This window comes from Nocardia sp. NPDC059691, assembly GCF_042733915.1.
Taxonomy (GTDB): Bacteria; Actinomycetota; Actinomycetes; order Mycobacteriales; family Mycobacteriaceae; genus Nocardia; species Nocardia sichangensis.
The window spans coordinates 477,561-503,870 of record NZ_JBHWFB010000003.1; the positions used below are offsets into that span (position 1 = coordinate 477,561).

General features: G+C 67.8%; 28 protein-coding genes and 1 pseudogene. 12 read left to right on the plus strand and 17 right to left on the minus strand.

The features are described from left to right. Both ACFV2O_RS09490 and ACFV2O_RS09495 read left to right on the plus strand, forming a co-directional pair. On the plus strand, positions 1 to 903 hold a 903-nt coding region (locus ACFV2O_RS09490; RefSeq protein WP_379251449.1), incomplete at its 5' end, for an IPT/TIG domain-containing protein. A gap of 123 nt (positions 904 to 1,026) precedes the next feature. Next, a complete protein-coding gene (locus ACFV2O_RS09495; protein WP_356961332.1) occupies positions 1,027 to 2,034 on the plus strand; it encodes a hypothetical protein in 1,008 nt (335 codons plus the stop codon). A gap of 19 nt (positions 2,035 to 2,053) precedes the next feature. Here ACFV2O_RS09495 and ACFV2O_RS09500 read toward each other — a convergent pair whose 3' ends face one another. From ACFV2O_RS09500 to dxr, 5 genes are all read right to left on the minus strand, one after another. Next, positions 2,054 to 3,841 (minus strand): penicillin-binding transpeptidase domain-containing protein, encoded by a 1,788-nt coding sequence (locus tag ACFV2O_RS09500; protein ID WP_379251450.1) that lies wholly within the window; start codon positions 3,839 to 3,841, stop codon positions 2,054 to 2,056. 74 nt (positions 3,842 to 3,915) lie between these two features. Beyond that, positions 3,916 to 4,779, minus strand: coding sequence for a GNAT family N-acetyltransferase (locus ACFV2O_RS09505; protein ID WP_379251451.1), 864 nt, complete (start codon positions 4,777 to 4,779; stop codon positions 3,916 to 3,918). Positions 4,780 to 4,846: 67 nt separating this feature from the next. After that, positions 4,847 to 6,004 (minus strand): flavodoxin-dependent (E)-4-hydroxy-3-methylbut-2-enyl-diphosphate synthase, encoded by a 1,158-nt coding sequence (gene ispG, locus ACFV2O_RS09510; protein ID WP_379251452.1) that lies wholly within the window; start codon positions 6,002 to 6,004, stop codon positions 4,847 to 4,849. Positions 6,005 to 6,113: 109 nt separating this feature from the next. Then, complete coding sequence (locus tag ACFV2O_RS09515; protein WP_355069942.1) at positions 6,114 to 7,313, minus strand: site-2 protease family protein; 1,200 nt, start codon at positions 7,311 to 7,313, stop codon at positions 6,114 to 6,116. A gap of 166 nt (positions 7,314 to 7,479) precedes the next feature. Beyond that, positions 7,480 to 8,619: a 1-deoxy-D-xylulose-5-phosphate reductoisomerase gene (gene dxr / locus ACFV2O_RS09520; protein ID WP_356961328.1), complete on the minus strand. Its 1,140-nt coding sequence runs from the start codon at positions 8,617 to 8,619 to the stop codon at positions 7,480 to 7,482. Between the two features lie 144 nt (positions 8,620 to 8,763). On the opposite strand from dxr, the gene ACFV2O_RS09525 reads away from it, so the two are divergent. Then, a complete protein-coding gene (locus ACFV2O_RS09525) occupies positions 8,764 to 9,030 on the plus strand; it encodes a DUF2631 domain-containing protein (RefSeq protein ID WP_355069939.1) in 267 nt (88 codons plus the stop codon). A 132-nt stretch (positions 9,031 to 9,162) separates the two neighbouring features. Next, positions 9,163 to 9,477, plus strand: a complete 315-nt coding sequence (locus tag ACFV2O_RS09530; protein ID WP_355069937.1) for a hypothetical protein — start codon at positions 9,163 to 9,165, stop codon at positions 9,475 to 9,477. A gap of 52 nt (positions 9,478 to 9,529) precedes the next feature. On the opposite strand, the gene ACFV2O_RS09535 is transcribed toward ACFV2O_RS09530, so the two are convergent. Next, positions 9,530 to 10,453, minus strand: a complete 924-nt coding sequence (locus ACFV2O_RS09535; RefSeq protein ID WP_364427146.1) for a LysR substrate-binding domain-containing protein — start codon at positions 10,451 to 10,453, stop codon at positions 9,530 to 9,532. A 61-nt stretch (positions 10,454 to 10,514) separates the two neighbouring features. Here ACFV2O_RS09535 and ACFV2O_RS09540 point away from each other — a divergent pair, with 61 nt between their 5' ends. After that, entirely contained in the window at positions 10,515 to 10,928 is a 414-nt protein-coding gene (locus ACFV2O_RS09540; protein ID WP_355069934.1) for a DUF5997 family protein, read from the plus strand. Between the two features lie 78 nt (positions 10,929 to 11,006). Here the strand turns inward: ACFV2O_RS09540 and rlmN are convergent, their stop codons facing one another. Next, positions 11,007 to 12,116, minus strand: a complete 1,110-nt coding sequence (rlmN, locus tag ACFV2O_RS09545; protein ID WP_379251453.1) for a 23S rRNA (adenine(2503)-C(2))-methyltransferase RlmN — start codon at positions 12,114 to 12,116, stop codon at positions 11,007 to 11,009. Positions 12,117 to 12,241: 125 nt separating this feature from the next. Here rlmN and ACFV2O_RS09550 point away from each other — a divergent pair, with 125 nt between their 5' ends. Beyond that, entirely contained in the window at positions 12,242 to 12,598 is a 357-nt protein-coding gene (locus ACFV2O_RS09550; RefSeq protein WP_379251454.1) for a lipopolysaccharide assembly LapA domain-containing protein, read from the plus strand. A 9-nt stretch (positions 12,599 to 12,607) separates the two neighbouring features. Here ACFV2O_RS09550 and ACFV2O_RS09555 read toward each other — a convergent pair whose 3' ends face one another. The 5 genes from ACFV2O_RS09555 to rpsB all read right to left on the minus strand — a co-directional run bounded on the left by ACFV2O_RS09555 (position 12,608) and on the right by rpsB (position 16,986). Then, positions 12,608 to 13,522 (minus strand): phosphatidate cytidylyltransferase, encoded by a 915-nt coding sequence (locus ACFV2O_RS09555; protein ID WP_379251573.1) that lies wholly within the window; start codon positions 13,520 to 13,522, stop codon positions 12,608 to 12,610. Between the two features lie 195 nt (positions 13,523 to 13,717). Then, a complete protein-coding gene (frr, locus tag ACFV2O_RS09560) occupies positions 13,718 to 14,275 on the minus strand; it encodes a ribosome recycling factor (RefSeq protein ID WP_355069927.1) in 558 nt (185 codons plus the stop codon). A 50-nt stretch (positions 14,276 to 14,325) separates the two neighbouring features. After that, on the minus strand, positions 14,326 to 15,054 hold the full coding sequence (gene pyrH / locus ACFV2O_RS09565; protein ID WP_039799499.1) for a UMP kinase: 729 nt from the start codon (positions 15,052 to 15,054) through the stop codon (positions 14,326 to 14,328). A gap of 195 nt (positions 15,055 to 15,249) precedes the next feature. Further along, positions 15,250 to 16,074: a translation elongation factor Ts gene (gene tsf, locus ACFV2O_RS09570; RefSeq protein ID WP_379251455.1), complete on the minus strand. Its 825-nt coding sequence runs from the start codon at positions 16,072 to 16,074 to the stop codon at positions 15,250 to 15,252. Between the two features lie 99 nt (positions 16,075 to 16,173). Then, positions 16,174 to 16,986, minus strand: a complete 813-nt coding sequence (gene rpsB / locus ACFV2O_RS09575; protein WP_355069923.1) for a 30S ribosomal protein S2 — start codon at positions 16,984 to 16,986, stop codon at positions 16,174 to 16,176. 379 nt (positions 16,987 to 17,365) lie between these two features. Here rpsB and ACFV2O_RS09580 point away from each other — a divergent pair, with 379 nt between their 5' ends. From ACFV2O_RS09580 to ACFV2O_RS09595, 4 genes and pseudogenes are all read left to right on the plus strand, one after another. Next, entirely contained in the window at positions 17,366 to 17,647 is a 282-nt protein-coding gene (locus ACFV2O_RS09580) for a hypothetical protein (RefSeq protein ID WP_379251456.1), read from the plus strand. 86 nt (positions 17,648 to 17,733) lie between these two features. Further along, a pseudogene (locus ACFV2O_RS09585) lies at positions 17,734 to 18,192 on the plus strand (M23 family metallopeptidase); the annotation flags it as partial. Positions 18,193 to 18,320: 128 nt separating this feature from the next. Beyond that, positions 18,321 to 18,833 carry a DUF1990 family protein gene (locus ACFV2O_RS09590; RefSeq protein WP_379251457.1) on the plus strand — a complete coding sequence of 171 codons (513 nt, stop codon included), beginning with the start codon at positions 18,321 to 18,323 and terminating at the stop codon, positions 18,831 to 18,833. A gap of 102 nt (positions 18,834 to 18,935) precedes the next feature. Continuing rightward, on the plus strand, positions 18,936 to 19,427 hold the full coding sequence (locus tag ACFV2O_RS09595) for a hypothetical protein (protein ID WP_379251458.1): 492 nt from the start codon (positions 18,936 to 18,938) through the stop codon (positions 19,425 to 19,427). Positions 19,428 to 19,439: 12 nt separating this feature from the next. On the opposite strand, the gene ACFV2O_RS09600 is transcribed toward ACFV2O_RS09595, so the two are convergent. The 5 genes from ACFV2O_RS09600 to ACFV2O_RS09620 form a co-directional block, all read right to left on the minus strand. Further along, positions 19,440 to 21,341, minus strand: a complete 1,902-nt coding sequence (locus ACFV2O_RS09600; RefSeq protein WP_379251459.1) for an alkyl/aryl-sulfatase — start codon at positions 21,339 to 21,341, stop codon at positions 19,440 to 19,442. 47 nt (positions 21,342 to 21,388) lie between these two features. Beyond that, entirely contained in the window at positions 21,389 to 21,697 is a 309-nt protein-coding gene (locus ACFV2O_RS09605) for a DUF202 domain-containing protein (RefSeq protein WP_379251460.1), read from the minus strand. Beyond that, entirely contained in the window at positions 21,694 to 22,065 is a 372-nt protein-coding gene (locus ACFV2O_RS09610) for a YidH family protein (protein ID WP_379251461.1), read from the minus strand. Before ACFV2O_RS09610 ends, ACFV2O_RS09605 begins: the two co-directional genes overlap by 4 nt. A gap of 554 nt (positions 22,066 to 22,619) precedes the next feature. Further along, entirely contained in the window at positions 22,620 to 23,351 is a 732-nt protein-coding gene (locus tag ACFV2O_RS09615) for an acetoacetate decarboxylase family protein (RefSeq protein ID WP_356961313.1), read from the minus strand. Between the two features lie 142 nt (positions 23,352 to 23,493). Next, complete coding sequence (locus tag ACFV2O_RS09620; protein WP_379251462.1) at positions 23,494 to 24,255, minus strand: TetR/AcrR family transcriptional regulator; 762 nt, start codon at positions 24,253 to 24,255, stop codon at positions 23,494 to 23,496. Between the two features lie 54 nt (positions 24,256 to 24,309). On the opposite strand from ACFV2O_RS09620, the gene ACFV2O_RS09625 reads away from it, so the two are divergent. Both ACFV2O_RS09625 and ACFV2O_RS09630 read left to right on the plus strand, forming a co-directional pair. Beyond that, a complete protein-coding gene (locus ACFV2O_RS09625; RefSeq protein WP_379251463.1) occupies positions 24,310 to 25,773 on the plus strand; it encodes an MFS transporter in 1,464 nt (487 codons plus the stop codon). A 216-nt stretch (positions 25,774 to 25,989) separates the two neighbouring features. After that, entirely contained in the window at positions 25,990 to 26,268 is a 279-nt protein-coding gene (locus tag ACFV2O_RS09630; RefSeq protein ID WP_379251464.1) for a hypothetical protein, read from the plus strand. Positions 26,269 to 26,310 lie beyond the last annotated feature (42 nt).

Genomic DNA, 26,310 nt, shown 5'->3' on the forward strand with positions numbered 1-26,310 from the left:
ACCGGTACCACCGGGGTGGACTTCGGCGGTACACCGGCGACCTCGTTCACGGTCGACTCCAATACGCAGATCACCGCCGTCGCACCCGCCGGAACCGGTACAGTGCAGGTCACCGCCACCACATCCGGCGGAACCAGCAACGGCCTTCCATACACCTACATCGCAGTTCCCACGCTGACGGCAGCTGTCCCGAATGTGGGCGTGGAAGCGGGCGGTACGATCGTCGTTCTCACCGGGACGGGGCTGACCGGAGCCACAGCGGTCGACTTCGGTGCCACACCGGCGACTTCGTTCACCGTCGACTCCGCCACCCAGATCACCGCCGTCGCACCCGCCGGAACCGGAACGGTGCAACTCACCGTCACCACGGCGGGCGGAACCAGCAATGGCGTGGCCTACACCTACATTCCGCTCCCCACCCTCACCACGGTGCTGCCGAATGTGGGATTGGAAGCCGGTGGGACGATCATCGTCCTGACCGGGACGGGGCTGTCCACCGCCACCGCGGTCACCTTCGGCGGCACACCGGCCACCTCGTTCACAGTGCTCTCCGATACGCAGATCACCGCGGTCGCACCCGCGGGGACCGGCACCGTACAGGTCACCGTCACCACCGCAGGAGGTACCAGCAACGGAATCGCCTACACCTACCTCGGGGTTCCCACATTGATCACGGCGCTGCCGAACGTGGGGTCGGCGGCGGGCGGGACGACGGTCGTCATCGCCGGTACGAACCTGCTCGGAGCCACCTCGGTGGACTTCGGCGGCACACCGGCGGCGTCGTTCACCGTCGACTCCGCGCTCCAGATCACGGCGGTCACACCCGCCGGGACGGGCACCGTACAACTCACCGTCACCACTGCAGGAGGAACCAGTAATGGCCTTGCGTTCACCTACATCTGACGGCTGAAGCGGCTGGGCCGTCGGCAGGCTTGTTACCGGCGGCCCAGCTTCGTCGCGGTCGAGCGACTACGACACGAGTCTCCGCCATTGTGGACGGAGGCTGCAGGGGTTAAGGGGGTTTCGTTGGCGACCGTACTCAAGATGCTGCTGGCGGAGCGGCATCTCAAGAGTCATCACGATTTTCTGGCCGCGTACGACCGGTGCGCGGCGCGGCTCGATCCGCCCATCCCGCCCGGGCACGGGCCGGCGAAGGCGCAGTACTACCAGTGGTTGTCCGGGCGCATGATCGGGCTGCCGCGCGACTATCACTGCCGAGTGCTGGAGCGGATGTTCCCGGGCTGGACCGTTGAGGGATTGTTCCAGATGGCCAACTCCGCACCCGTCGACATCCCTTCGCACGAGACGGGATTCTCCGGCGTCGAGGCCTCACTCGAGGCTTTCCTCGGCGCCGAGATGATCACCAACGGAACGACGCTGGTGTACTCGGCATTCGAGTTGGCACGGCCCGCCGCGCAAGCACTTCGAGCGGCGGGCATCGGCCAGCAGCGTGTGTTCCAGAAGCATGGGGGCGCGTTCGGGAACCGATACGTCGACCTCCCGTCGGTGGTGGCGGAGAACGATCTGCGGGGATTGCTGTATGTGCTTTCCTTCCTGCAACGCCACACCAGCATCCCGGTCGACGTCCGCAGTGACCGCGATCTCGTCGCGCGCCGCGACCGCCCGTGCATCAGCTTCGGGCTGACCGGCAACGACTGCCTGCGGTTGTATCTGGACACCGTCGAGCGTCCGCTGTTCACCGTGCGCGACAGCGTCGCCGAGGACGGTTTCCGTTCCGTGCATCTGCGACTGGCCGACGGAAGCGGGTACGACTCCGGCGACGACCGCAACATCGGCGTCGTCGCCCGGGTACGCCCGAGCCCGGATCGGCATCCCGGCCGCTACTGGATGCATTGCGGCGGTTTGGGTCCACGGGGCACCGCCGGAGCGGGATGGTATCTGGCCCACTCGTGGGGGGCTCTGCAACAGCGTGCCGGTGATCACGACTTCGTCGCCGTCATCGGTGTCGACCAGTACTCCGACCACACGGTCAGCTTGGAGCATCTGCTGATCGGGCCGGCCTCCGGTGAATGACAGTGCGAGCGGCGATGCGTCAGTATCCGGGTGGCAGCGCCGCCAGCATGCCCCGTGTCACCGCGACGGCGTTGTCGGAACTGCCCCCTTCGACCAGCAGCGTCGCGAAAGCGATGTCGCCACGGAAGCCGACGAACCAGGAGTGCGACCCGCCGTCCACTTCGGCTTCGCCGGTCTTGCCGTAGACCTCGCCCTGATCGGCGATCCGCTCTGCCGTACCACCCAGGACCACCTTGCGCATCATCGTGCGCAGTCCCTCGATGACGTCGGGAGCGAGGGGCGGACGGTCGCCATCGACCTGGGTGGGCCGCCCCGCGATCAGGTACGGCACGGGCGCCGAGCCGTGCGCGACGGTCGCCGCCATGAGCGCCATGCCGAACGGGCTGACCACCACTTTGCCCTGACCGATGCCGTCCTCGGTGCGCTGGATCAGGTCGTCCGAGGCGGGCACCGAACCGGTGGTCGTCGGCAGCCCCACCACCGTATACGTGGGCCCCACACCGAGCTTCGCGGCGGCCTCGTGCAACGCGGTACCGGGCAGATCACTGGCGAGTTTGGCGAACGAGGTGTTGCAGGACCGCTCGTAGGCCGTCGACATCGGCACATTGCCGACGGTGAACAGGTTGTAGTTGGGGATAGTCCGCTCCCCGATCACGATTCGGCTCGGGCACGGCAGCACCGTGTCCGGGGTCGCGAGGCCGTTCGACATGGCCGCGGCGGCGGTCACCGTCTTGAACACCGAGCCGGGCGGATACTGGCCGATCGTCGCGAGGGGGCCGTCTCGATCGGCGGCCTTGTTCTGCGCGACCGCCAGGATCGCGCCGGTGGACGGGCGCAGCACCACCATCATGGTCTGCTCGGTACGCGCCTGCACGGCACGCTGTGCGGCGTTCTGCACGTTGCGGTCGACGCTGAGCGAGAACGACGGCGCGGGTTGCGAGGGCACCTCCATCAGGACATCGGTGTCGGCGCCGTTGGCGTTCAAGGTGACCACGCTCCACCCCGCCTTGCCGTCCACTTCCGCGATCACCGTTTTACGCACCTGGGTGAGCAGATCGGGCGCGAACTCCCTATCGGTGGCGACCAGATCCCACTGCTGGGTCAACGTGACGCCGGGCAACCCGATCAGATCGGTGGTCACCTCAGCGGATTCGAGATCGTTGAGCAGCGCGACCGTGTAGGCGCCGTGCGCGGCCTCGGCCGCGTCGAGAATCGACTGCGGCGTCAGCGACTTGTCGAAACGGTACAGCGCGGCGGAGAGCGCGGTGGCCACACTTTTCGGATCGGCGGCGTCGGCCGCCACGAACGCGACCCGGGACACCTTGCCGGGCACCATGATGTCGCTGCCGGACTGCTCGTTCACCCGCGCCCGCGGCGGCGGCTCGGATCGCAACGCCATGGTCTGGGTGTCACCGAGTTTGGGATGGATGTCGGAGGAGGTCCAGCGGACCATCCAACGCCCGTTGCTGCGTCCCATCTGCAACTGGCCCGAGTACTTCCAGGTCCGGTTCTTCGGTAGCCGCCACTCGTAGGTGTAGTCGACGGTCGCGGTGTCACCGGTCACGCGCGCCGCGCCGGTGCGCGCCGTGAGCTGTTCGGCCTGGAGTTGATTCCAAGCGGAACGCAATGCTGCGTCTGCCTTTTCCGGCAGGTTCGTGAGGTCGGCGGCGGCGCTGACCCGGTGCTCGGCGAACGCTTTGACGAACGCGTCCGCGACGGGAACCGGCCCCTGCGGCTTGCTCGCACAACCGGCGGCCGCCACCGTGAGGGCCGCGACGGCGACCGAGAGAAGCATCCGAGTGGACATCGGCACCGATGGTAATAGTCACTGATGGGCAAACGCCTGCGGCACTCCGGGATTCGCCGCGGAGTCGGCCACGCTCAGTCGACCAGCACGGTGGCGAAAGTCGCGATCTGCCGGAACCCGACGCGGCTGTAGGCGCGGCGAGCGATCGCGTTGTAGTCGTTCACGTACAGGCTGGCAGTGCGGCCCGAGGCGACCACGGCGTTCGCGACCGCCGCGGTACCCGCGGTGCCATGCCCCTTCCCCCGATGATCCGGGTGCACCCAGACGCCTTGGATCTGGCCCGTGCGCCGGGACAGCGAGCCGACCTCCGCTTTGAAGACCACTTCCCCGTCCTCGAAACGAGCCCAGGCGCGGCCGGATTCGATCAAGCTCTGGATGCGGCGGCGATAGCCGCGTCCGCCGTCACCCGCGCGCGGATCGACGCCGACCTCCTCGATGAACATGGCGATCGCGGCCGAAAGGTAGCGGTCGAGTTCGTCGCGACGCACCCGGCGTACCTCCGCGTCGGGCGTGGCCAGTGGTGGCTGGGCCAGTGCCAGCAGCGGTTGTTCCCCGCGTAGCTCACGTTCCGGACCCCAGTGCCTGGTCAACATCTCCCACAGCGGCAACGCCAGTTCCCTGCGCCCGACCACCGAGGAACAGACGCGGGGCCAGCGCATAGCGCGGTCGGCGAACGCGCGAAGTGCGCCACGATCCCCCAGCAACGGCACCAGGTTCGCACCCGAGAAACACAGCGATTCCGACGGACCGCCCCTGCTCCACAGCTCCCCTTGGCCGCACCGGTTGTCCAAACCGAACTCTTGCAGGCGGGCCGCGACCATGCACGAGGCGACCGGATCCGCATCCAGCACACGTAGCACCTGAGCAAGATCCCGATTAGCGAGCTGCCGCGCAGGGGCGTATTTGGCCCGTCGCGCCGGCTCCAGCAGACTCCGCACGATGACAGCCTGCCACGAACCGGCGCTATGCGGTATGACTAAGCCGAAAGCGCTGGTAGGCGCGTCCTCAGCCGACGGTGACGACCGGTTCGCCCGCGCCCGCGTCCTCGCCCATCTCCTCGGCGATGCGCATCGCCTCTTCGATCAGCGTCTCGACGATCTGCGCCTCGGGAACAGTCTTGATGACCTCGCCCTTGACGAAGATCTGGCCCTTGCCGTTGCCGGAGGCCACACCCAGGTCGGCCTCGCGCGCCTCACCGGGCCCGTTCACGACGCAGCCCATGACGGCCACTCGCAGCGGCACCGCCATGCCCTCCAGGCCCGCGGTGACCTCGTTGGCCAGCGTGTACACGTCGACCTGCGCGCGCCCGCAGGAGGGGCACGACACGATCTCGAGCTTGCGCGGGCGCAGGTTCAGCGATTGCAGGATCTGCCCGCCGACCTTGACCTCCTCGGCGGGCGGCGCGGATAGCGAGACGCGGATCGTGTCGCCGATGCCCTCCGCCAGCAGCGCGCCGAACGCGACCGCCGACTTGATCGTGCCCTGGAACGCGGGGCCCGCCTCGGTGACGCCGAGGTGCAGCGGGTAGTCGCACTGCGCGGCCAGCTGCCGGTAGGCCTCCACCATGATCACCGGGTCGTTGTGCTTGACCGAGATCTTGATGTCACCGAACCCGTGCTCCTCGAACAGGCTCGCTTCCCACAGCGCCGACTCCACCAGCGCCTCCGGCGTGGCCTTGCCGTACTTCTCCATCATCCGCTTGTCCAGCGAACCGGCGTTCACGCCGATGCGGATCGGGATGCCCGCCGCACCCGCGGCCTTGGCGACCTCCTTGACCCGGCCGTCGAACTCCTTGATGTTGCCCGGGTTGACCCGGACCGCGGCGCACCCGGCGTCGATCGCGGCGAAGATGTAGCGGGGCTGGAAGTGGATGTCGGCGATCACCGGGATCTGGGATTTCGAGGCGATCGTGGCCAGTGCGTCCGCGTCCTCCTGACGCGGGCAGGCCACCCGCACGATGTCGCACCCCGACGCGGTCAGCTCCGCGATCTGCTGCAGGGTGGCGTTCACATCGTGCGTCTTGGTCGTGGTCATGGACTGCACCGAGATCGGGTGGTCGCTGCCTACCCCGACATTGCCCACCATCAGCTGGCGGGTCTTACGCCGTGGAGCGAGCACTGCCGCGGGGGCGGTCGGCATCCCCAATCCGATTGTGCTGGTCACCTTCGGCTGCCTACTTTCGTCGTGTCCGGCCGGTTCGGTGCCGAGTCTAGCCGTGGCGCGCGACGGCCACCCTACGTCGCCGGTCACACCGCCTGATCGGCGGCGCCGGTCAGAACAGCTTGATCGGGTTCACGATGTCGGCGGCCAGGGTGAGCAGCATGTACGCACCGCCGATCACCACGACGACATAGGTCGCGGGCAGCAACTTCAGGTAATTCACCGGCGCACCCGGCGCGAGTCCCTTCCAACCGCGGATGGTGTTGCGGATCTTCTCGTAGATCACCACCGCGATGTGGCCCCCGTCCAGGGGAAGCAACGGCAGCAGGTTGAAGATGCCGAGGAAGAAGTTCAGGCTGGCCAGCACCAGGATGAAGACGTTCCACAGGCCGCGTTCGGCGGTCTCGCCGCCGATCTTGCTGGCGCCGTACACGCTGACCGGGGTCTCCGGATCACGCTCGCCTCCGGTGACCGCGTTCCACAGCGCGGAGACCTTCGCGGGCATCTCGGTCAGCGAGTCGACCGTGCGCAGGAACATGTCGCCGGTGAACCCGGCGGCGGCGGGGACAGCGCCCAGCAGGTCGTATTGCACGGGGTCGTAGCGCTCGGGCGCCACGCCGACGGCGCCGACCACGCGGCCCTCGCCACCGCCCTCGGGGTAGCGCACGACCCGCTCCGGGGTCACCGGAATGGTGAGGGTGCTGCCGTCGCGCTCGATGAGGTAGGTGAAGGGGCCGGTCTGCTTCTGGGTCTCGGCCTGGAACTGCCGCCAGGTGTCCACCTTGACGCCGTTCACCTCTTTGACGATGTCACCGCGCCGCAATCCGGCGCGCTGCGCCGGGCCCGTGCCGGTGCAGGACTCGGACGAGCCGTCCGGCTTCCCTTGCGGCACGCAGCTCATGACCCCCAGCGCGGTGGCGGGGGGTTCCTTCAGATTGGGCAGCCCCCAGCCGACAGCGAGCACCACGATCAAGATGAAGCCGAGGACGAAGTTCATCGCGATGCCGCCGGACATCACCACCAGCCGCTTCCAGGTGGCCTGGCGATACATGGCGCGGTCGAGTTCTTCCGGGCGCAGTTCGTCGAGCGCCGTCATGCCCGCGATGTCGCAGAAACCGCCGAGCGGAAGCGCCTTGAGACCGTATTCGGTCTCGCCCCGGCGGAACGAGAAGATCTTCGGCCCGAATCCGATGAAGTACCGCCGCACCTTCATGCCGGTCGCCTGGGCGGTCCACATGTGCCCACATTCGTGCAGCGCGATCGACACCGTGATGCCCAGCGCGAACAGCACGAACCCCAACGCGAACACCATTTGCTCTACAGCCCTCCTGCGTATGCGCAGCTCGAATATCCCGCACGCGCGCGTCCGCTCCTGGCCGCGAGCACTCTGACCACCTTAATGGGACAAAGCTCTGTCCTGTGTGTTCAGTGTGCCAGGACGCCGTCGCTTCGCGCGTCCGATCCGGCGCCGAAGGGCGTCAGCCGCGTACCCGGGCGGCGGCGAACTCCCGCGCCCAGGTGTCCGCGGCGAGGACTTCGTCGAGCGATTCCGGCTCCGCGCGCCACTGCTGGGCCGCCTCCACCGCGGCGGCCACCGTGCCGACGATCTGCGGGAAACGGATGGCGCCGTCCAGGAAAGCCTGCACCGCGACCTCGTTGGCGGCGTTGTAGACCGCGGTGACACTGCCGCCGGCCTCGCCGGCCGCGCGGGCCAGCTCGACCGCGGGGAAGACGTCGTTGTCGACCGGTTCGAACGTCCAGGTGGACGCGGTGCCGAAATCGCAGGCCGCGGCCGCGCCGGGCACCCGGTCGGGCCAGCCGAGCGCCAGCGCGATGGGCAGCTTCATGTCCGGCGGGCTGGCCTGGGCGAGCGTGGAGCCGTCGGTGAAGGTGACCATCGAGTGCACGATCGACTGCGGGTGCACGGTGACGTCGATGCGGTCGTAGGGCACGCCGAACAGCAGGTGCGTCTCGATCAGCTCGAGTCCCTTGTTCACCAGCGAGGCCGAGTTCAGGGTGTTCATCAAACCCATCGACCAGGTGGGATGCGCTTTGGCCTCGGCGGGCTCGACCGACTCCAGCATCTCGGCGGTCCAGCCGCGGAAGGGGCCGCCGGAGGCGGTCAGCACCAGCCGGTCGACCTCGTCGGCGCGACCGCCGCGCAGGCACTGTGCCAGCGCGGAGTGCTCCGAGTCGACCGGGACGATCTGTCCGGGGACGGCGGCGCGGGTGACCAGGGAGCCGCCCGCGACCAGCGATTCCTTGTTGGCCAGCGCCAGGCGGGTACCGGACTGGAGGGTGGCCAGGGTCGGCTCCAGCCCGAGCGAGCCGACCAGAGCGTTCAGCACGACGTCCGCCTCGGTGCGGCGCACCAGTTCGGTCACCGCACCCGGGCCGCCCAGCCGCAGGTCCAGCCGCTGGGCCGCGGCCGGATCGGCCACGGCCACATTGCGTGTGCCCGTGGCGGCCATCTGGGCGGCGAGCAGCTCGGTGTTGCCGCCACGCGCGGCGAGTCCGACCACCTCGAAGCGGTCGGGATTGGCGGCGATCACCTCGAGCGCTTGGGTGCCAATGGATCCGGTGCTGCCCAGCAGCAGGACTCTCACGATGTCGGACACGCCTTCATTGTGTCCTACCTGGGGAACGTGTTCGACCGGCGCGGGCCGACTTACAACGACGCACCGTCGTATGTCACGATATGCGGCAGCAGCTCATCGAGTGCGTACCGGAATATCGGTACAAGTAACAGCTAAGGAGCGATCGTGGCCGCCACGGAACTCGAACACGTCGAAACCGAGCGCGTCGTCACTCGCGTGGATCCCGCCGAAGTTCCCTCCGCCGCCTGGGGCTGGAGCGGCGAGTCGCGTCGTACCTTCCGTATCGCGGGCTGGATCGTCGCGCTGATCCTGCTGGCCATGCTGGTCGGCAATCACAAGGGCAAGATCGAGGACATCTTCCTCGTCGGCTTCGCCGTCCTGATCGCGGGCATCCTGATCCGCGACTCGGTGCTCCAGCGCAAGCCGCGCTAGCCGAAAAGTCCTCTCGCACAATTTCATTCGTCCTGTATCGCGGGCTGCGGCCCGGTACCGTGTGCGTCCGAGGTCCGCGTCCCAGCCGGGTCGCGGACCTCGGTTTCTGTTCGCACGACTACTTAGGACGCAATGATCAAGATCTGTTCGGCCGCCCTGCTCGCCGCGAGTGCGTTCGGCTCGCTGCTGTTGTCGCCTGCCGCGCCCGCGTACGCCCAGTCACCGGCGTGCGGCGCGGCCGTCGACGCGATCAACGCCGCCATCGACGAGTCGGGCGGGAATCTGGACCCGACCGTGCAGCAGTCCCTTGCCGCCAAGCTCTCGGCCATCCAGGCCGACGGCGCGGAGAAGGAAGCCATCGCCGCCTACGCCCGCGCTCTGACCGACGACAAGGTCACGAGCATGGACGCCGCGACGGACGAGCTGAACCGAGTCTGCAAGAGCTGATCGCCGGGCGGCGCGGACCCGGGCCGGGTTCGCGCCGTCGCCGGACGGATCGCTAGCGTCCGCGGCGTCGGGCAGGTTTCTTCTTGGCCGGGGCCGAACGACCGACCACCTTCTTGGCCGGGGGCTTCTTCCGCGACTCGTCCTTGTCGGCTCGGGCCTGGCTGCGGGAACTGCGCTCGGAACGGCCACGGACGACGCCGACGAACTCCTCGACCAGATCCGTGGTGCGGCCGGCGGGCCAGGCCAGCGCGACCTCCGTGTCGGGAACGTCGAGCATCGGACGGTAGACGAGGTCGCGGCGATGATGCAGGCGAGCGAGCGAGTGCGGCACGATCGCCGCGCCGCCGACCGCCGCGACCAGCTCGAGAGCGCCGCCGATCGCATCGACGTCCGAGGTGTCCTGGAGACGCTCGTCGGCCAGGTCGGCCATGCGCACCTCGTCGAACACCGACAGCGGGTGTTCCTTCTGCACCACCACGACCGGGACCTCACGGTAGAGCGGGATCGCGCTCATGCCTTCGCGGTCGATCGGCAGCCGGACGAAGCACATGTCCACGCTCCCCGCGCGTAGAGCCGCCTCCTGATCCGCCTGCGCCAGCGCGCTCACCTCCAGCGGGATGTCCGGGAACCGCTCGGCCCAGATCCGGGTCCATTTGGACACCGTGACGCCCGGCACGAAACCCACCCGCAGGGCGGCCGATGCCTCCGGCTCGTGCCGCTGCGCCGCCGACTCGGCGCGCGCGATGATCTCGCGGGCCCGCTCCAGCAATTCGCGGCCGTCGTCGGTGAGCTGGGTCGGTTGCGCGCCGGGCACGAAAAGCTTTGTGCCGAGTTCGTTTTCCAAGTCGATGACGGTATGGCTGAGCTTCTGCCGCGAGATGTGCAGCGACTTCGCCGCGCGCGCGAAGTGCAACTCCTGCGCGACCGCGACGAACCAGCGCAGGCGCACGACATCGATCGACTCCAACGGGCTCATTCGTGGAAGCGTATGCCACCGCGCGGTCGGGCCCCGCCGCGCCGCCCAGTAAGCTGGGTCGGTGAGCCCGGACAAGAAACCGCAGATGATGAAGCCGTTGACGGCGGCGAACAAGCTCGGCATCTACCTTCCGGCCGCACCCGAGGAGTTCCGCAACGCGCCGATCTCGCGCACCCAGCTCGACGCGCTGCGCGCCGATCCGCCCGAATGGCTCACCGAACTGCGCCGCACCGGCCCGTTCCCGCGCGATGTGGTGGCACGCAAACTCGGCGTCTCCAACACCGGCTTGACCCGCGCCGGGGTCTCCGACCACCTCACGGTCGACGAGATCGACGCCCTGCTCGCCGACCCGCCGGAGTGGCTCGTGCGCGAGCGGGAGAACTACGCCGCGGTCCGCGCGGAGAACGAGCGCATCAAGACGAAGGAAGCCGAACGTCGCGCCGCCACCAACCGTCCGGCGAAGAACCGCGGCTAGCGCTTCCGTCGGGAAAACGCTCGTCCTGCAGTAGGCGGCGCGAGGCTATGCCGCCACCCATCATGCGCGGCCGAGTATTCAGTTCTCCGCGGCCAACTGCCCGCAGGCGGCGGCGATCTCTTGGCCGCGGGTGTCGCGGACTGTGCAGGGCACGCCCTTGGCGTTGACGCGGCGGACGAACTCCTGCTCGACCGGCTTGGGGCTGGCATCCCACTTGGAGCCCGGAGTCGGGTTGAGCGGAATGACGTTGACGTGGACCCGGGAGCCGAGCGCCTTGTGCAGCTTCTCGCCCAGCATGTCCGCGCGCCACTGATGGTCGTTGATGTCCCGGATGAGCGCGTATTCGACCGAGACGCGGCGGCCGGTCTTGTCGGCGTAGTAGCGGGCCGCGTCGAGCACCTCGGCGACCGGCCAGCGGTTGTTCACCGGAACCAGGGTGTCGCGCAGTTCGTCGTCGGGCGTGTGCAGCGAGACCGCGAGCGTCACCGACAATCCCTCGTCGGCCAGTTTGCGGATGGCCGGAGCCAGCCCCACGGTCGAGACCACGACATTGCGCTGGGAGATACCGAGTCCGTCCGGCGCGGGCGAGGTGATCCGGCGGACCGCGGCGACCACCCGCTTGTAGTTCGCCAGCGGCTCCCCCATGCCCATGAAGACGACGTTGGACAGTCTGCCCGGCCCACCGGCCACTTCCCCGTCCCGCAGCGCGGCGGCCGCGGCACGCACCTGGTCGACGATCTCCGCGGTGGACAGGTTACGGTTCAGCCCACCTTGGCCGGTGGCACAGAACGGGCACGCCATGCCGCAACCGGCCTGGCTGGAGATGCACAGGGTCGCGCGATCGGGGTAGCGCATGAGCACGCTTTCCAGCAGCGTGCCGTCGCCCGCACGCCAGAGCGTTTTGCGAGTCTCCCCCTCGTCACACGCGACATGCTTGACCACGTCGAGCAGCGGCGGGAACAGTGCCTCGCCGATCTTCTCCCGGACCGCGGCGGGCAGATCCGTCATCCGCGCCGGATCGGCCTGCAATCGCGCGTAGTACTGCCGGGCGATCTGATCGGCGCGGAACTTCGGCAGGCCCAGTTCTTCGATGGCCGCGCGCCTGCCATCGGCGTCGAGGTCGGCGAGATGACGCGGCGGCATGCCACGGCGCGGAGCGTCGAAAACCAGGGGCAGGGAGACGGTCATAATTGTTCCATTCTCCCATCCGCGGCAGACACCCCCGCACTCGACCACATACGCACGTCTCGACATGCCCGGTTCGTCCCGAGGAAATGCGTGCGGGCGTGATAGCCGTCGGCCATGATCGAGATATGTCCACGCATGCCGAACACCCGCCGGAACCGGATCCGGACCTGTCACAGCGCAAGCGCACGACGCCGCCGGGCGCCCCGCCGGTCGTTCCGCCCGCCGTCCCGGTCAAGAAGTCTCTTGCCTCGCGCACGGGTTACGCCTGGACCGGACTCGTCGCAGGCGTCTTGATCCTGGTCCTGTTGCTGATCTTCATCGTGCAGAACCTCGAGCAGGTCCAAGTGCACTTCTTCTTCTGGGACTTCTCGCTGCCACTCGGCGTCACCGTGCTGCTGTCGATGATCGGCGGCGCGCTCGTCATGGCCTCGGTGGGCGGCGTGCGCATCCTGCAGCTGCGCCGCGCGGCCAAGAAGGTCTGACGCGCCGGATCACAGCAGCGTGGACAGCACCAGCCAGGAGACGAACGCCGAGGGGAGCATGGAGTCGAGGCGGTCCATGATGCCGCCGTGGCCCGGCAGCAGCGTGCCCATGTCCTTGATGCCGAGTTCGCGCTTGATCTGCGATTCGATCAGATCGCCGCAAGTGGCCACCAGCACCAGGCCGACGCCGAGGACGACGCCGATCATCGAGTTGGCATCCAACAGGAGCGTCACCGTGAGCAGACCGCCGATCACACTGAACACCAGCGAGCCGCCGAAACCCTCCCACGACTTCTTCGGGCTGATCGAGGGCACCATCGGATGCTTGCCGAACAGCACGCCCGCCACATAACCGCCGACGTCGGAGCAGACCACCAGGATCATGAAGGTCAGCACCCGCAGGTTGCCGTCGGGCTCGAGCAGCAGCAGGGTGGCGAAGGAGGCGAGCAGCGGAATCCAGGCGAGCGTGAACACCGTGATAGCGGTGTCGCGCAAGAAGTTTCGTGGAGCTGTCCGTAAGCCGTGGTCGAACAGCCGCCACGCCATGCAGATCAGCGTGGTCGCGGCGAACGCGCCCGCGACACCGCTGGCGCCGTACGGCCAGCCCAGCCAGAACACCGCTTGGCCGCCCACGATCAGCGGAATCCGCGGGACGAGCACATCGGCCTCGCGCAGGCGCTTGGCGACCTCCCAGGTGGCCACGCCGACCCCGGCCGCCGCGACGCCGATGAACACCTTCGGCACGAACAGCAGGATCGCGATCAGCGAGAGGCCGAGGCCGAAGCCGACGGCCAGCGCGGCGGGCAGATTGCGACCCGCCCGCGAACCACTCGAGGCGGGAGCGGTGTGCGCCGCGGCGGGATTCGCGGGACCGCCTAACCGTTCATAACCGGAAGCACCAGCATCGTGCGCGTGTTGTCGCATCGCATCGGCTGTTCCGTTCACCGGCGGCTCCTCTGCCGCACCGGTCGCGGCGGCATTCTCGGCCACGATTGTCCCGTCGCTCAACTCGTCGTTCCGTTCGTCCCCCGCCCGGGCGGGCCTCGGCGCTGTCACGGGCGGCACTCGCGGTGACTTGGGCCTCCTCCGGGCCCGGTCACTCCTGCCGACCGATCCGCGTCAGACCTCGAGCAGTTCGGCTTCCTTGTGCTTGACCAGTTCATCGATCTGGCCGACATACTTGGCGGTGGTCTTGTCGAGCTCCTTCTCGGCACGCCCGACCTCGTCCTCGCCCGCCTCGCCATCTTTCTGGATGCGGCCCAGTTCGTCCATCGCCTTGCGACGGACATTGCGAATGGCGACCTTGGCGTCCTCGCCCTTGCCTCTCGCCTGCTTGGCGAGCTCACGGCGGCGCTCCTCGGTCAGCTGCGGCACCGAGATGCGGATGATGTCCCCGTTGTTGGTGGGGTTGACGCCGAGATCCGAATTGCGGATCGCGGTCTCGATCGGCCCGAGCTGGGCCGCCTCGTAGGGCTTGATCACGACCATGCGCGGCTCCGGCACCGTGATGCTGGACATCTGGGTGATCGGGGTCGGCGATCCGTAGTAGTCGACCACGACCCGAGAGAACATGCCCGGATTCGCGCGACCGGTGCGAATGGTTCCGAGATCGTCCTTCGCCACCGAGACGGCCTTCTCCATCTTCTCCTCGGCGTCGAAGAGCGCTTCTTCAATCACGACCGTTTCCTCCACAGCGTCGTCATGTCATGATCCGCGGTCGGCGGGTATCAGGACCGAACCAGTGTGCCGATCTTCTCACCGGCGACCGCGCGGGCGATATTGCCCTTGGTCAACAAATTGAACACCAGAATCGGCATCTGGTTGTCCATGCACAAGCTGAAGGCGGTCGCGTCCGCGACCTTGAGGTCGCGCTCGATGACCTCTTTGTGGGTGATCTCGGTGTACATGGTCGCGGTCTCGTCGACGCGCGGGTCGGCGGTGAACACTCCATCGACCGCCTTGGCCATCAAGACCACGTCCGCGCCGATCTCCAGCGCGCGCTGCGCGGCGGTGGTGTCGGTGGAGAAGTACGGCATGCCCATGCCCGCTCCGAAGATGACCACGCGGCCCTTCTCCAGATGCCGCTTGGCGCGCAGCGGGAGGTAGGGCTCGGCGACCTGGCCCATGGTGATCGCGGTCTGCACCCGGGTGTCCACGCCTTGCTGCTGCAGAAAGTCTTGCAGCGCAAGGCTGTTCATCACCGTGCCGAGCATGCCCATGTAGTCCGAGCGCGCGCGTTCCATGCCGCGCTCCTCGAGTTCGGCGCCGCGGAAGAAGTTCCCGCCCCCGATCACCACGGCCACCTGGACGCCGGTGGCGACCACCTCGGCGATCTGCTCGGCCACCGTCTGCACCACGTCCGGGTCGAGTCCGACCTTCCCGCCGCCGAACATCTCTCCGCCGAGTTTCAGCAGTACCCGGCGATATCCTGGGCGATCGGTCCCCGGGTCCGTCATGGGTCTCCAGTCTCCTTCGGCGAGGGATTGTCGTTCTTCCGGCGATTCGTTGCTCACGGCAGGCGCCTGTGACGTAGAGCAAGGCAGAGCGGCATCTATCCTGCCTTATTCGGTTGGAGCGGCAGCAGAAGGCCCCCCGTCAACCGGCGTTCGTTCGGTCGGCGGGGGGCCTGCACGCTGAAGGTGCGGCGAAACTCAGTTCGCGCCGACCTCGAAGCGGGCGAAGCGGGTGACGGTGACACCGGCCTCGTCCAGCAGAGCCTTGACGGTCTTCTTCGAATCGGTGACCGACGGCTGCTCGAGCAGCACGACGTCCTTGAAGAAGCCGTTGACCCGGCCCTCGGTGATCTTCGGCAGCGCGGCCTCGGGCTTGCCCTCCTCGCGAGCGGTCTGCTCGGCGATGCGGCGCTCGTTCTCCACGAGGTCGGCGGGAACCTCGTCGCGGGTCACGTACTTGGCCTTGAGCGCGGCGACCTGCATGGCGGCGGCGCGAGCGGCCTCGGCCGCGGCGTCGCCCTCACCGGTGTACTCGACCAGCACGCCGACGGCGGGCGGCAGATCGGAGGCACGCTTGTGCAGATAGGTGGCGACCGGGCCGTTCAGCGAGATGACGCGGCGCAGCTCGAGCTTCTCGCCGATCTTCGCGGCGAGCGCCTGCACAGCCTCGTCGACGGTCTTGCCGCCCAGGTCAAGAGCCTTCAGCGTGTCCAGGTCGCCCGGCTTGGCGGACGCCGCCGCGGCGACGACCCGCTCGGCCAGCTGCTGGAACTCCGCGTTCTTCGCGACGAAGTCGGTCTCGGAGTTGATCTCGACCATGACGCCGTCCTTGGCGGCGACCAGGCCTTCGGCGGTGGTGCGCTCGGCACGCTTGCCGACGTCCTTCGCGCCCTTGATGCGCAGCAGCTCGACGGCCTTGTCGAAGTCACCGTCGGTCTCGGCCAGCGCGTTCTTACAATCCATCATGCCGGAGCCGGTCAGCTCCCGGAGCCGCTTCACGTCGGCAGCGGTGTAGTTCGCCATTCTCGGCGAGCCTCCTTTGGAGAAGTGTGGATGTTGACAGCGGCGATCACGATGGCACTGGCTCGTGATCGCCGCCGAAACAGCTGGTTACGAGTCCGCTCAGGCCTCGGCGGAGGTCTCTGCGGCCTCGGCGCCGGGGGCGGCCTGCGCGAGCAGCTCCTGCTCCCACTCGGCCAGCGGCTCGCCCGCGCCCGCCTCCGGCTTCTCGTCGCCCGAGGACAGACCGGCGCGCGCCTGCACGCCCTCGGCCACCGCGGAGGCGACGACCTTGGTCAGCAGTGCGGCGGAGCGGATCGCGTCGTCGTTGCCCGGGATCGGGTAGTCGACCAGGTCGGGGTCGCAGTTGGTGTCCAGGATCGCGATGACCGGGATGTTCAGCTTGCGCGCCTCACCGACGGCGATGTGCTCCTTGTTGGTGTCGACGACCCAGATGGCCGAGGGCACCTTCTGCATGTCGCGGATACCGCCGAGGGTGCGCTCCAGCTTGTTCATCTCACGCGTCAGCATGAGGATTTCCTTCTTGGTGCGACCCTCGAAGCCACCGGTCTGCTCCATGGCCTCGAGCTCCTTGAGGCGCTGCAGACGCTTGTGCACGGTGGAGAAGTTGGTGAGCATGCCGCCCAGCCAGCGCTGGTTGACGTAGGGCATCCCGACGCGAGTCGCCTCGGCCGCGATCGACTCCTGGGCCTGCTTCTTGGTGCCGACGAAGAGGACGGTGCCACCGTGGGCGACGGTCTCCTTGACGAACTCGTAGGCCTTGTCGATGTAGGTCAGCGTCTGCTGCAGGTCGATGATGTAGATGCCGTTGCGGTCGGTGAAGATGAACCGCTTCATCTTCGGGTTCCAGCGCCGGGTCTGGTGTCCGAAGTGTGCGCCGCTGTCGAGCAGCTGCTTCATGGTTACGACAGCCATAGCTCCCGTATCTCTCTTTCGTTTGCCGGTTGACGCAGCGAATCGGCGATCCGCTGCCCTGGCGCCACCGAATCGTCGGACCCGACCACGAAGGTGGGGACCAGCCGGCGATTCCCTGTTCCGAACACGCTGCCGCGAACCCAATTTGTCTCGAGCTCGATTCGAACAGCGCCGCTATGAACAAGCACGGTGGCGCGCGAAGTCGGTCCATGCACGCACAGACCGCTCGATCAGTTTACGACCTCGGGGCACCAGATCTAAATCGGTCCGATCCGAAGCCTCCGACCAGGCGGAACGGCGGCTTTCCACAGTCGAGCGGGTTATCCCCATTCCACGGATCGAGCCCTCGGCGACGCCGGAACCGCGGAAGGGTTGAGCCATGAAACCGATCTCCACCGCGACAACCCTTCTTCTTCCGCTGTTCTTCGCGCTCGGCATAGTGACCGCGCCGCCGGTCGGGGCCGAGACGCCTGCCGCGAAACCCGGGCTCGGGGCCTGCACGGGCTCCGTCTGCCTGCCGTCTCTGTCCGGCCTGCCGCGTCGCGCGCCGCTGCCCTTCCGGCAAGCCGGACTCGGTGGCGGTGAGGACGACCGGCATGAGACGAGTTCCGCCTCCGGTAGCGACCTGTGCGCACCGCCCGCACCCCTGTGCGGGTCGTAGTCGGCCCTCAAGGCGAGGCGCGAATGACCAGGTCGAATGCGATGCGGTGGCGGTCTTCTTCGGTGCTGGCTCTCGGCATCGCCGCAATGGTCGCGGCGGCCCCGACCGCGACAGCCCGACCCGAAGGGCGATTCGACTGGCCCCTGCAGCCGCGCCCCGCGGTGGTTCGGCACTTCGACAAACCCGCGCAGAACTGGCTACCGGGGCATCGCGGGGTCGATCTGGCAGGCGCCGAGGGGCAAGCTGTGCTCGCGGCGGGAGCGGGGATCGTCATTTTCGCCGGAACGGTGGCCGACAAGCCGGTCGTTTCCATCGACCACCCCGGCGGGCTGCGCACGACATACGAGCCCGTTCGCGCCGAAGTCCCCGTGGGAAGGCGGGTCGGACGAGGTACCCGGATCGGCACGCTGGAGTCCGGGCACCTGGGATGCGTGGCGGTGTGCCTCCACTGGGGAGCCCGCGTCGAGGGCGGTCTCCCCCGCGACCGTGAGTATCTGGACCCCCTAGGGCTTCTGCATCTCACTCCCCTGCGGCTCAAGCCGGTGCGTCCTGGTTCCAGCGTCGGACGCTCCGCCGCGTCGCAGCGCATCGGTCGGCGGCCTCGGCGCCCCCGGACCGGCGTGTCCGCGGCAGAAGGTGGCGAGACCGTAGGCCGTGGGGCGAAGATCAGGACATGGCGGATGGGCTGGAGCCGTTCACGTACTCCGAACTCGGCGCGACCCGGGGTGTGGTGCCGGAGGGCTATCACGGGTTACGGCTGCGGCGGCGCATCGGCCGGGGACGCGCGCTGTTCGAGCAGGCGGGGACGCAGATTCTGGCCTACCGCGTGCAGAAGGGCACCGGGATCTTCCGATCCGCCGATACTCCGACGGCCGAGCCCGGCACCGCCGTCACCGTGCGGCTCGGAGTCGGTCCGTTCGGGATCACCGCTCCGTGCCGCGTGGTGTACGTCCTCGACGAACCCGACCGGCGGGGTTTCGCCTACGGCACCCTGCCCGGACACCCGGCCTCCGGTGAAGAATTGTTCGCGGTCGAGTACGACTCCGCCGACGACATGGTGTACGGGCTGATCGTCGCGTTCTCCCGCCCAGCCACCTGGTACGCCCGGCTCGGCGGACCCGTGATGCGGCTGACCCAGCGCTTCGTCGCGGGCCGATACCTCGCGACATTGCCGACGTCCGATTGAACGATGACGGAACGGCCGTACGTTCGGAACAACCGAAAATGGCTTTGTATCAGAACTTTTGATCAACCAGCAGGGCAGCGCGGACGGGGCGATACTGTTCCGGTGACCGGCGAACCCGAAATGGCCGAGGGTCCTGTGAATTTCCCTGTGGACAGCGATCCCCCCTCGCCCATTTACGGCGAGGCACTCGACAGCCGTGCCGAGATCCAGGAGATCATCGAATCTTCTCGACTGATGGGCGTCGAGTCCCTTTCGTTCGACCAGATGATGACCTACATCACGGCGAAGCGCGAATACCAAGCATCGGCCTATGCTGACACCGAGGCCGTCGACCGAGCTCGGCGCGACCATGAACTGCAGGCCGAGTCGCGCCGCACCGAGCTGATCAAAGAAGAGGCGGAGGCGAGGAACAAGATCCTGGAGGCGCGCTACCGCGCAGGACTCGCCGCCGCGCTGGTGGCGGGCACGGTGGCCGGAGTCATGTTCGGCATCGTCAAAGGTCTGCCCGCACAGGAACTGACGCAATACCTGGCGCCGGTGTCGGGCCTCGCCGGGATCGTGGTCGGCTATTTCTTCGGCCGCGAGGCGAGATGAGAAAAGCGCGAACTACGGTGTGACGATCGCGAAATCGGGGTCCGGGGCGTCGAAGATGTCGACCAGTTCGGCGAGCTTGGTGACGTCTCCCTCGATGACGATGTCGCCGGCGGCCGCCGCGACGCCGAAGTCGTCGCCGGCCAGCAGCACGCGGATCAGTGTTGCCTTGGCCAGCGTGAAGGCGGCATCTGCTTCCGGCAGGGACATGCCCGCGGCGACGTCGAAGTGGGTGAGGCGGCCGTTGCGCAACTCGAGCCGATGGGTGCGGTCCTGGTCGGTGAGGATCCAGTCCGTCACCAGCCGATGGTTCCACGCCTTCGGGCCGTCGACGCGCAACGCCAGCGCGTCGAAGATCTGGTCGACGGACAGCGCCGCCGCCATGGTGGCCGATTCCGTCTTGGTGGGCGTGCCGAACGAGCCGTAGCGCAGTTCGTAGGCGCCGCTGAGATAGAAGTTGCGCCACGTGGCGTTCTCCGCGCCGTAGCCCAGTTGCTCGAATGTGCTGGCCTGCAATTCTTTCGCGGCGTCGTTGTCCGGATCGGCGAAGATGACATAGTTGACCACCTGCGCCACCCAGCGGTAGTCCCCGGCGTCGTAGGAGGCCCGCGCTCTGCGGAGTACTTCTTCCGCACCACCCATGAATTCCACGTGCCGCCGAGCGGATTCGACCGGCGGATGCTCCCACAGATGTGCGGGGTTGCCGTCGAACCACCCCATGTAGCGCTGATAGACAGCCTTCACGTTGTGACTGACCGAGCCGTAGTACCCGCGCGCGTGCCAGGCCTCCTCGATGGCGGGCGGGAGGGCGACCAGCTCGGCGATCTCCGCGCCGACGTAGCCCTGGTTCAGCAGGCGGACGGTCTGGTCGTGCAGATACCCGTACAGATCCCGTTGCAGCGAGAGGAACTCCACCAGGCGGTCGGTGCCCCAGGTGGGCCAATGGTGCGAGGCGAAGACGACGTCGGAGTCACGGGCGAACAGGTTGATCGCCTCGGTCAGGTATTTCGCCCAGACATGCGCGTCACGCACCAGCGCGCCGCGCAGCGTGAGCACGTTGTGCAGGGTGTGGGTCGCGTTCTCCGCCATGCACAGCGCGCGACGGTCGGGGAAGTGGAAATTCATCTCCGCGGGCGCTTCGGTGCCGGGCGTGAGCTGAAAGACCATCCGTATGCCGTCGATCGTCTTCTCTTCCCCGGTGGCGGTGATGTCGACGGTCGGGGGGATCAACGTGACCGTGCCGACCGACGTGGTCTGGCCCAGCCCGGAGCCCACCGCGCCCAGCGGACCGCGCGGCAGCACGGCGCCGTACATGTACCCCGCACGGCGCGCCATCGCCGTGCCCGCGTAGATGTTCTCCGCCACCGCGTGTTCCAGGAATCCGGCGGGCGCCAGCACCGGGCAGCGTCCCGTCTCGACCTCCTCGGCGGTGATGACGCCGCAGGCTCCGCCGAAATGGTCGGCGTGCGAATGCGTGTAGATCAGACCGGTCACCGGGCGGTCGCCACGATGCGCGCGGTAGAGCGCGAGACCGGCCGCGGCGGTCTCGACCGAGATCAGCGGATCGATCACGAGGACTCCGGTCTCGCCTTCGACCAGCGTCATATTGGAGATGTCGAAACCACGGATCTGATAGATGCCCGCGCAGACCTCGTACAACCCCTGTCGCACCGCGAGGCCGGACTGCCGCCACAGGCTCGGATGGACCGAGGGCGGGCAGGGTTCGCGCAGGAACGAGTAGGAGTCGTTGTCCCAGACGACGGTTCCGTCTTCGGAGGTGACCACCCCGGGATCCAGCGCGGCGACGAAGCCGCGATCGGCGTCGGCCAGATCGGTCGTGTCGGCGAATGGCAGCGCGGCGGTCGCACGCTCGTGCTCCGCGACGATGAAGCCGCTCGGCTCGCTCGCTGTGCACATTGTCGTCCTCCTGTCGTCTCGGCCAACTTTGCTGGGCCGCTACCCGGTCAGGGCAGCGGTTCGAGAGAACCGGCCGCCGCGGCGGCCAGCGCGACCACGACCACAGCCGCGGCCGTCGCGGTGATGACGCGGCTGCCGTGGGCATAGCGGCCCCGGCGAAGACCGCGGTTACGCAGATAACAAGCCCCCGTCAGCGCCGCCATCGCGATCGCGGCGCCGATGGGCGCGACCGCGGCCGCACGCCATCCGCTGCCGAGAGCCTGATGCAGGAACAGCGTGCCGACGACCATCGCCGACACGGCGGTGCGCCGCCACGCCAGTGCGGTGCGTTCGGCGGACAGATGTGGCGCGCTCACCGCAGCAGCACCGCCACCGCCGCCAGTACCGAGACGATCGCGATGCCCGCCGACAGGATCGGCACCAGCACCGTCTCCGGCAGCGGATCGCCGCGCCGCATGGCCACGCCGATGCGCCGCCAGTGCCCGTACGCGCCGATCGCGACGATCGCCGCCAAGACCAGGCAGCTGAGCGCGATCGCGCGCCGCAATCCCGCGATCCGGAACGACTGAACCAGTGTGTGCACCGCGACGCCACCGGCCAGCAGTCCGAGCGAGGTCCGCATCCAAGCCAGGAAGGTGCGCTCGTTGGCGAGCGTGAAGCGGTAGTCGAGCTCCTCCTCACCCTCTTCCCCTTCGGCTCCGGGGTTCGGGTTCGGGAGCGTCACGCCGCCTCGGTTTGGGTCGAACGACATCGGGCGTCCGCCCACCTGCGCCTCGCGAGGGCGCCCCGCTCGCGCCCCGCGGGTCTGCATGTCGTTGCGCCAGGCGGTGTTCCGATGCGCAGGAGGACGCCGGACTGCACGGTGGTCACGACACACCACGCTAGTGGGGATCGGGGCAGCTCGCGGCGCACCATCACCGGCGGCGGGAACGCGACCGACTCCGCTACGTGTCCTGAGAATCTTGTCCGGGCGAGCACGCTGACCATCGAGCGGTCCGGTCGGCCGGCCGAAGACCCGAACGTTTCCGAATAACTCAGCAACCAAAGTTTCGACGCGTGTCCGGTACCGGAAATAGCTTGCGAAAGCCACCCGAAATCGTGCGATATCCGCTGTTCACAGCGCCCATCAGCGACGCAGGTCCGGTCGGCGACGATCACGGGCACACTCCATAACTGAGAGCGTTGGCAAACGATCCGCTAAGCCAGGCTAACCGCAGGCGCGCCGGACCGTCCACGTACCCCACCCGCCCGTGACCGGGTGGTTATGCGGAAGGCACGTCAGATCGAGATCGCGTCTTCGAACGTCATCGCCAGCCGCGAGACGGACGACGACATCGACGCACGCCGCGGCAGGCCGAGCGACCGGAGTTCCGCGGCGATCGCATGGTCGCCCAGCGTCAGCTCCGCCCCGCCGAAACGCGCACGCATGCCGGAAGGCCGCATCTCCCAGCGCGTGCAGCGAGTGACGCCGTCGATGTGCGAGTAGGCGTCGAACGAGGACGCCGCGGCGCGGCCGTTCGGGGTCGCGAACCCCGGCCGCACCGTGAGATCGGCGATGAGCTGCCCGTCCTGGTGCAGCGCGCCGCTGGGCGTGCGGCCGTCGTGATCGACGACGAATTCGGCGAGTTCCTTCGGAAAGCCCCAGATGCCACGCCCTGCGGCCAAAGTGAACTCGCCGTCCACCGGCAGCTTGTGGATGAACACGCCGGCCTGCCCGGTCACCAGCGCCCGCAGGTCGCCGATTCCGGAGGGCGCCCCCGCGGTGTGGTGGCGCACCATGAACGAGACGCCGAACTCGTTGTACGGCCCCAGATCGCCGTCGACGTAGTCGACGAAGACCAGCGTGCACATCGCCCGCCCGCCCGGGAGCCGGAGAATCCCCAAGCCGGAGTAGTCGATGAGGCGCTGCGCCCGTTCAGCGGGCACCAGATAGGTGGCCATGAACGCGTGCGCGAGCCGGATGCGGACCGGCATGCGCACCTCTCGGCCGAGAACGGTGTGCGTGCTCACGTCAGACGCCTTTCTGCGCATCGGCGCTCGGGCGCGCCGCGTGGCCATGCGTGATCCGGTACCGGATCACGTCTATAGAACACGTTTCAATTTATCGGCACAATCCCGATTCTTAGCTCGTTTCAACTACCAAGAACCTGTTTCACGTTCGATCGGCGTCACCCACGGGAGATCCCGCCGCCCGCGACTCTTGCCCAGGCTCCCGCAGGTTGCGCAGGCGAGCTTCCAGGCCATCGAGGACGCAGAGCAAGCCGAAGTCGAACGCCATCGCACGCCCGGCCTCCTGGTCGGCCGGCACGGTCGCCCGATAGTCCGCCAGCATCTCGGGATAGTCGCCGGCCACGTCCTGCATCACGCGCAGCACGCCGTCGGCGTCGATCTCCATCCCCTCGGACACCTTGTCCCATGCGATCTCCGGAATCACCTGGCCTAAGACGAAACACATCACCGTGCCGCTGGCCAGATAGATGTCCACGCCATGAAAACCCGCCCGGACGAACGCGCGGCGCAGCCGATCGCTCAAACGCAGCGAGTTGGGCCCGATGCTCGGCAGTTGCCCGACCAGCGACGCCATCCATGGGTGCTCCCTGATGGACGCGCGCAAGTTGTAAGCGAAGGTGTTCAGCAGTTCACGCCAGGACGCCTCCTCGGGCTCCGGAGTCCGGACCAGACCCCAGAACTCGTCGAGCACCAATTCCAGCAACTCGTCCTTGTTGGAGACGTGCCAGTAGAGACTGGTCGCCCCCGCACCCAGTTTCGCGCCGAGCTTGCGCATGCTCAGCGACTCCAGCCCCTCGGCGTCGAGAATCTCGACGGCCGCCGCGATGATCTGCTCGCGGCGCAGCCCGGGCGATTTGGGCTGGCGCGGCTGCTTGGTCCATACCGACGCGAACTGCTTGGTCACAACACGATCTTATAATCGCTCGCACACTGTTCGAGTTTCTCGTACGCTGTGCGAGTGGAATCGAACATTGTGCGAGACCCCCGGCGCTGGTGGGTCCTGGGGGTACTCTGTCTGTCCTTGCTGGTGCTGATGCTCGACAGCACCGTGCTGAATCTCGCCATCCCCTCGCTGATCCGGGAACTGGGCGCGACACCGTCGGATGTCCAGTGGATCCTGGACGCCTACGTGCTGGTCTTCGCCGGGCTCCTGCTCACCGCGGGCAGCTTGTCCGACCGGTTCGGCAGGCGACGAGCGCTGATCACCGGACTCGCCGTGTTCGGGATGGCCTCGCTGGCCGCCGTACTGGCGACCGAACCGTGGCAGGTCGTGGCCGCCCGCGTCGCGATGGGCGTCGGTGGGTCGCTGTTGATGCCGTCGACGCTGTCGATCCTGATGACCAGCTTCGCCGAGGACGAACGGCGCACGGCGATGGCGGCGTGGTCGACGGTCTCCATGGTCGGCATCGTCGCCGGTCCCACGCTGGGCGGCTTCCTGCTCCAGCACTACTGGTGGGGATCGGTGTTCCTGCTCAATATCCCGGTGGCGGTGCTCGCGATCATCGCGGCCGTCGTGCTGATGCCGGAGACCACCGGCGAGCAGCGACCGGTCGATCTCGTCGGCGTCGTCCTGTCCGTCGTGGCGCTGAGCGCCACGGTCTACGTGATCATCGAACGGGAATGGAACGTCGGCGTGCTCGCGCTGGCCGCTGTCGCGGCGACCGCCTTCGTCATCTGGGAGAGCCGATCGGCACATCCGATGCTGCCGTTGGCGGTGTTCCGCAGCCGCGATTTCACCGGCACCTGTTTCACCCTGTTGCTGATGGTCTTCGGCATGGGTGCGGTCATGCTGATGCTCACTCAGTACTTGCAGTTCGTACTCGGCTACGGCCCGATGAAGGCCGGACTGGCGTTGCTCCCGTACGCCGTGGCCGCCGCGGTCTGCAACGGCCTCGGCGCGACGCTCGGCAAGACGCTGAGCAACAAGACACTCGTCGTGTCCGGCCTGCTCGTCATGGGAGCGGCCTTCGGCATCCTCGCGCTCGGGAGCGGATATCTCTGGGTGCTGGTCAGCATGCTGGTGATGGGTGTGGGCGGCGGCTTGGCGGGTCCGGCCGCCTACGCGGCCATCATGAGCGCCATTCCGCTGGAGCACGCCGGTGTCGGCTCCGCGATGAACGACACGATCCAGCAAGTCGGCATGGCGATCAGCATCGCCGTCCTCGGTAGCGTGCTGGCCGGTGTGTTCACCTCGAACATGCCCGCCGACGCGCCCGACGCGGCGCGTGAATCCATCGGCGCCGCCTTCCAGCTCGGCTACGTCGAGCCCGCCAAGGACGCCTTCACCGCCGCCATGTCCACGGGCGCGTGGATCAGCGCCGGATTCAGCATCGCGGCCGCCGTGCTCGGCGCGGTGCTGCTGCGCGCCCGGCGTCCGCAACCGGCCGAGCAGCCGGATCCCGCTCCGGTCGCGCACGGCTGATCGTTTCGGCGGGCCGCGCCGGGCAGGTGAGATCACCGTCCGGCGCGGCGCCGCCTGATTCGACGGCCACATTCGTTTGCGCAGAATAGCGATTCCGATGTCTTCTCGCCTCCTCCGGTATGAATGATTCCGACCCGGAGGCTGATGGCCTCTTGCGCTTGCTCCGAGCAGAGTTGGTTGTGTGTTCACACTGAGGCCTTCAACAAACGAGGGCTGGTGAAGCAATCAACCACTGGAGACATCATGATCACGAACAAAATGCGCGTAACGGCGGCGGCGGTAGCGCTCGCACCGATCATCGCCCTCGGGTCAGGTTTCGCTTCCGCAGCCCCGGACGTAGCACCGGGACCGGTGCAAGTGGCGGACCATCCGGTACCTGTCCAGGTCGAGCCCGCGACACTGGGCCTGATTTGGCCGCTGGGCATTTTCTGCGCTCCTCTGTTGCTGCTTCCGCCGGTGGCCAATGCGGTTGCCGTGGCCGTTTGCGCCGCCTGATCGCGTTTCGTCATAAGCTCGTCGAACACGAGTGCGCCTCGG

Bases quoted from the DNA above. Each gene is read 5' to 3' on its own strand.
- ACFV2O_RS09500 (WP_379251450.1), bottom strand. From the start codon at position 3,841: ATGTCCACTCGGATGCTTCTCTCGGTCGCCGTCGCGGCCCTCACGGTG.
- ACFV2O_RS09515 (WP_355069942.1), bottom strand. From the start codon at position 7,313: ATGGTGTTCGCGTTGGGGTTCGTGCTGTTCGCGCTGGGCATCACGGTG.
- ACFV2O_RS09530 (WP_355069937.1), top strand. From the start codon at position 9,163: ATGATCAAGATCTGTTCGGCCGCCCTGCTCGCCGCGAGTGCGTTCGGC.
- ACFV2O_RS09535 (WP_364427146.1), bottom strand. From the start codon at position 10,453: ATGAGCCCGTTGGAGTCGATCGATGTCGTGCGCCTGCGCTGGTTCGTC.
- rlmN (WP_379251453.1), bottom strand. From the start codon at position 12,116: ATGACCGTCTCCCTGCCCCTGGTTTTCGACGCTCCGCGCCGTGGCATG.
- ACFV2O_RS09550 (WP_379251454.1), top strand. From the start codon at position 12,242: ATGTCCACGCATGCCGAACACCCGCCGGAACCGGATCCGGACCTGTCA.
- ACFV2O_RS09555 (WP_379251573.1), bottom strand. From the start codon at position 13,522: ATGCGACAACACGCGCACGATGCTGGTGCTTCCGGTTATGAACGGTTA.
- pyrH (WP_039799499.1), bottom strand. From the start codon at position 15,054: ATGACGGACCCGGGGACCGATCGCCCAGGATATCGCCGGGTACTGCTG.
- tsf (WP_379251455.1), bottom strand. From the start codon at position 16,074: ATGGCGAACTACACCGCTGCCGACGTGAAGCGGCTCCGGGAGCTGACC.
- rpsB (WP_355069923.1), bottom strand. From the start codon at position 16,986: ATGGCTGTCGTAACCATGAAGCAGCTGCTCGACAGCGGCGCACACTTC.
- ACFV2O_RS09580 (WP_379251456.1), top strand. From the start codon at position 17,366: ATGAAACCGATCTCCACCGCGACAACCCTTCTTCTTCCGCTGTTCTTC.
- ACFV2O_RS09590 (WP_379251457.1), top strand. From the start codon at position 18,321: ATGGCGGATGGGCTGGAGCCGTTCACGTACTCCGAACTCGGCGCGACC.
- ACFV2O_RS09600 (WP_379251459.1), bottom strand. From the start codon at position 21,341: ATGTGCACAGCGAGCGAGCCGAGCGGCTTCATCGTCGCGGAGCACGAG.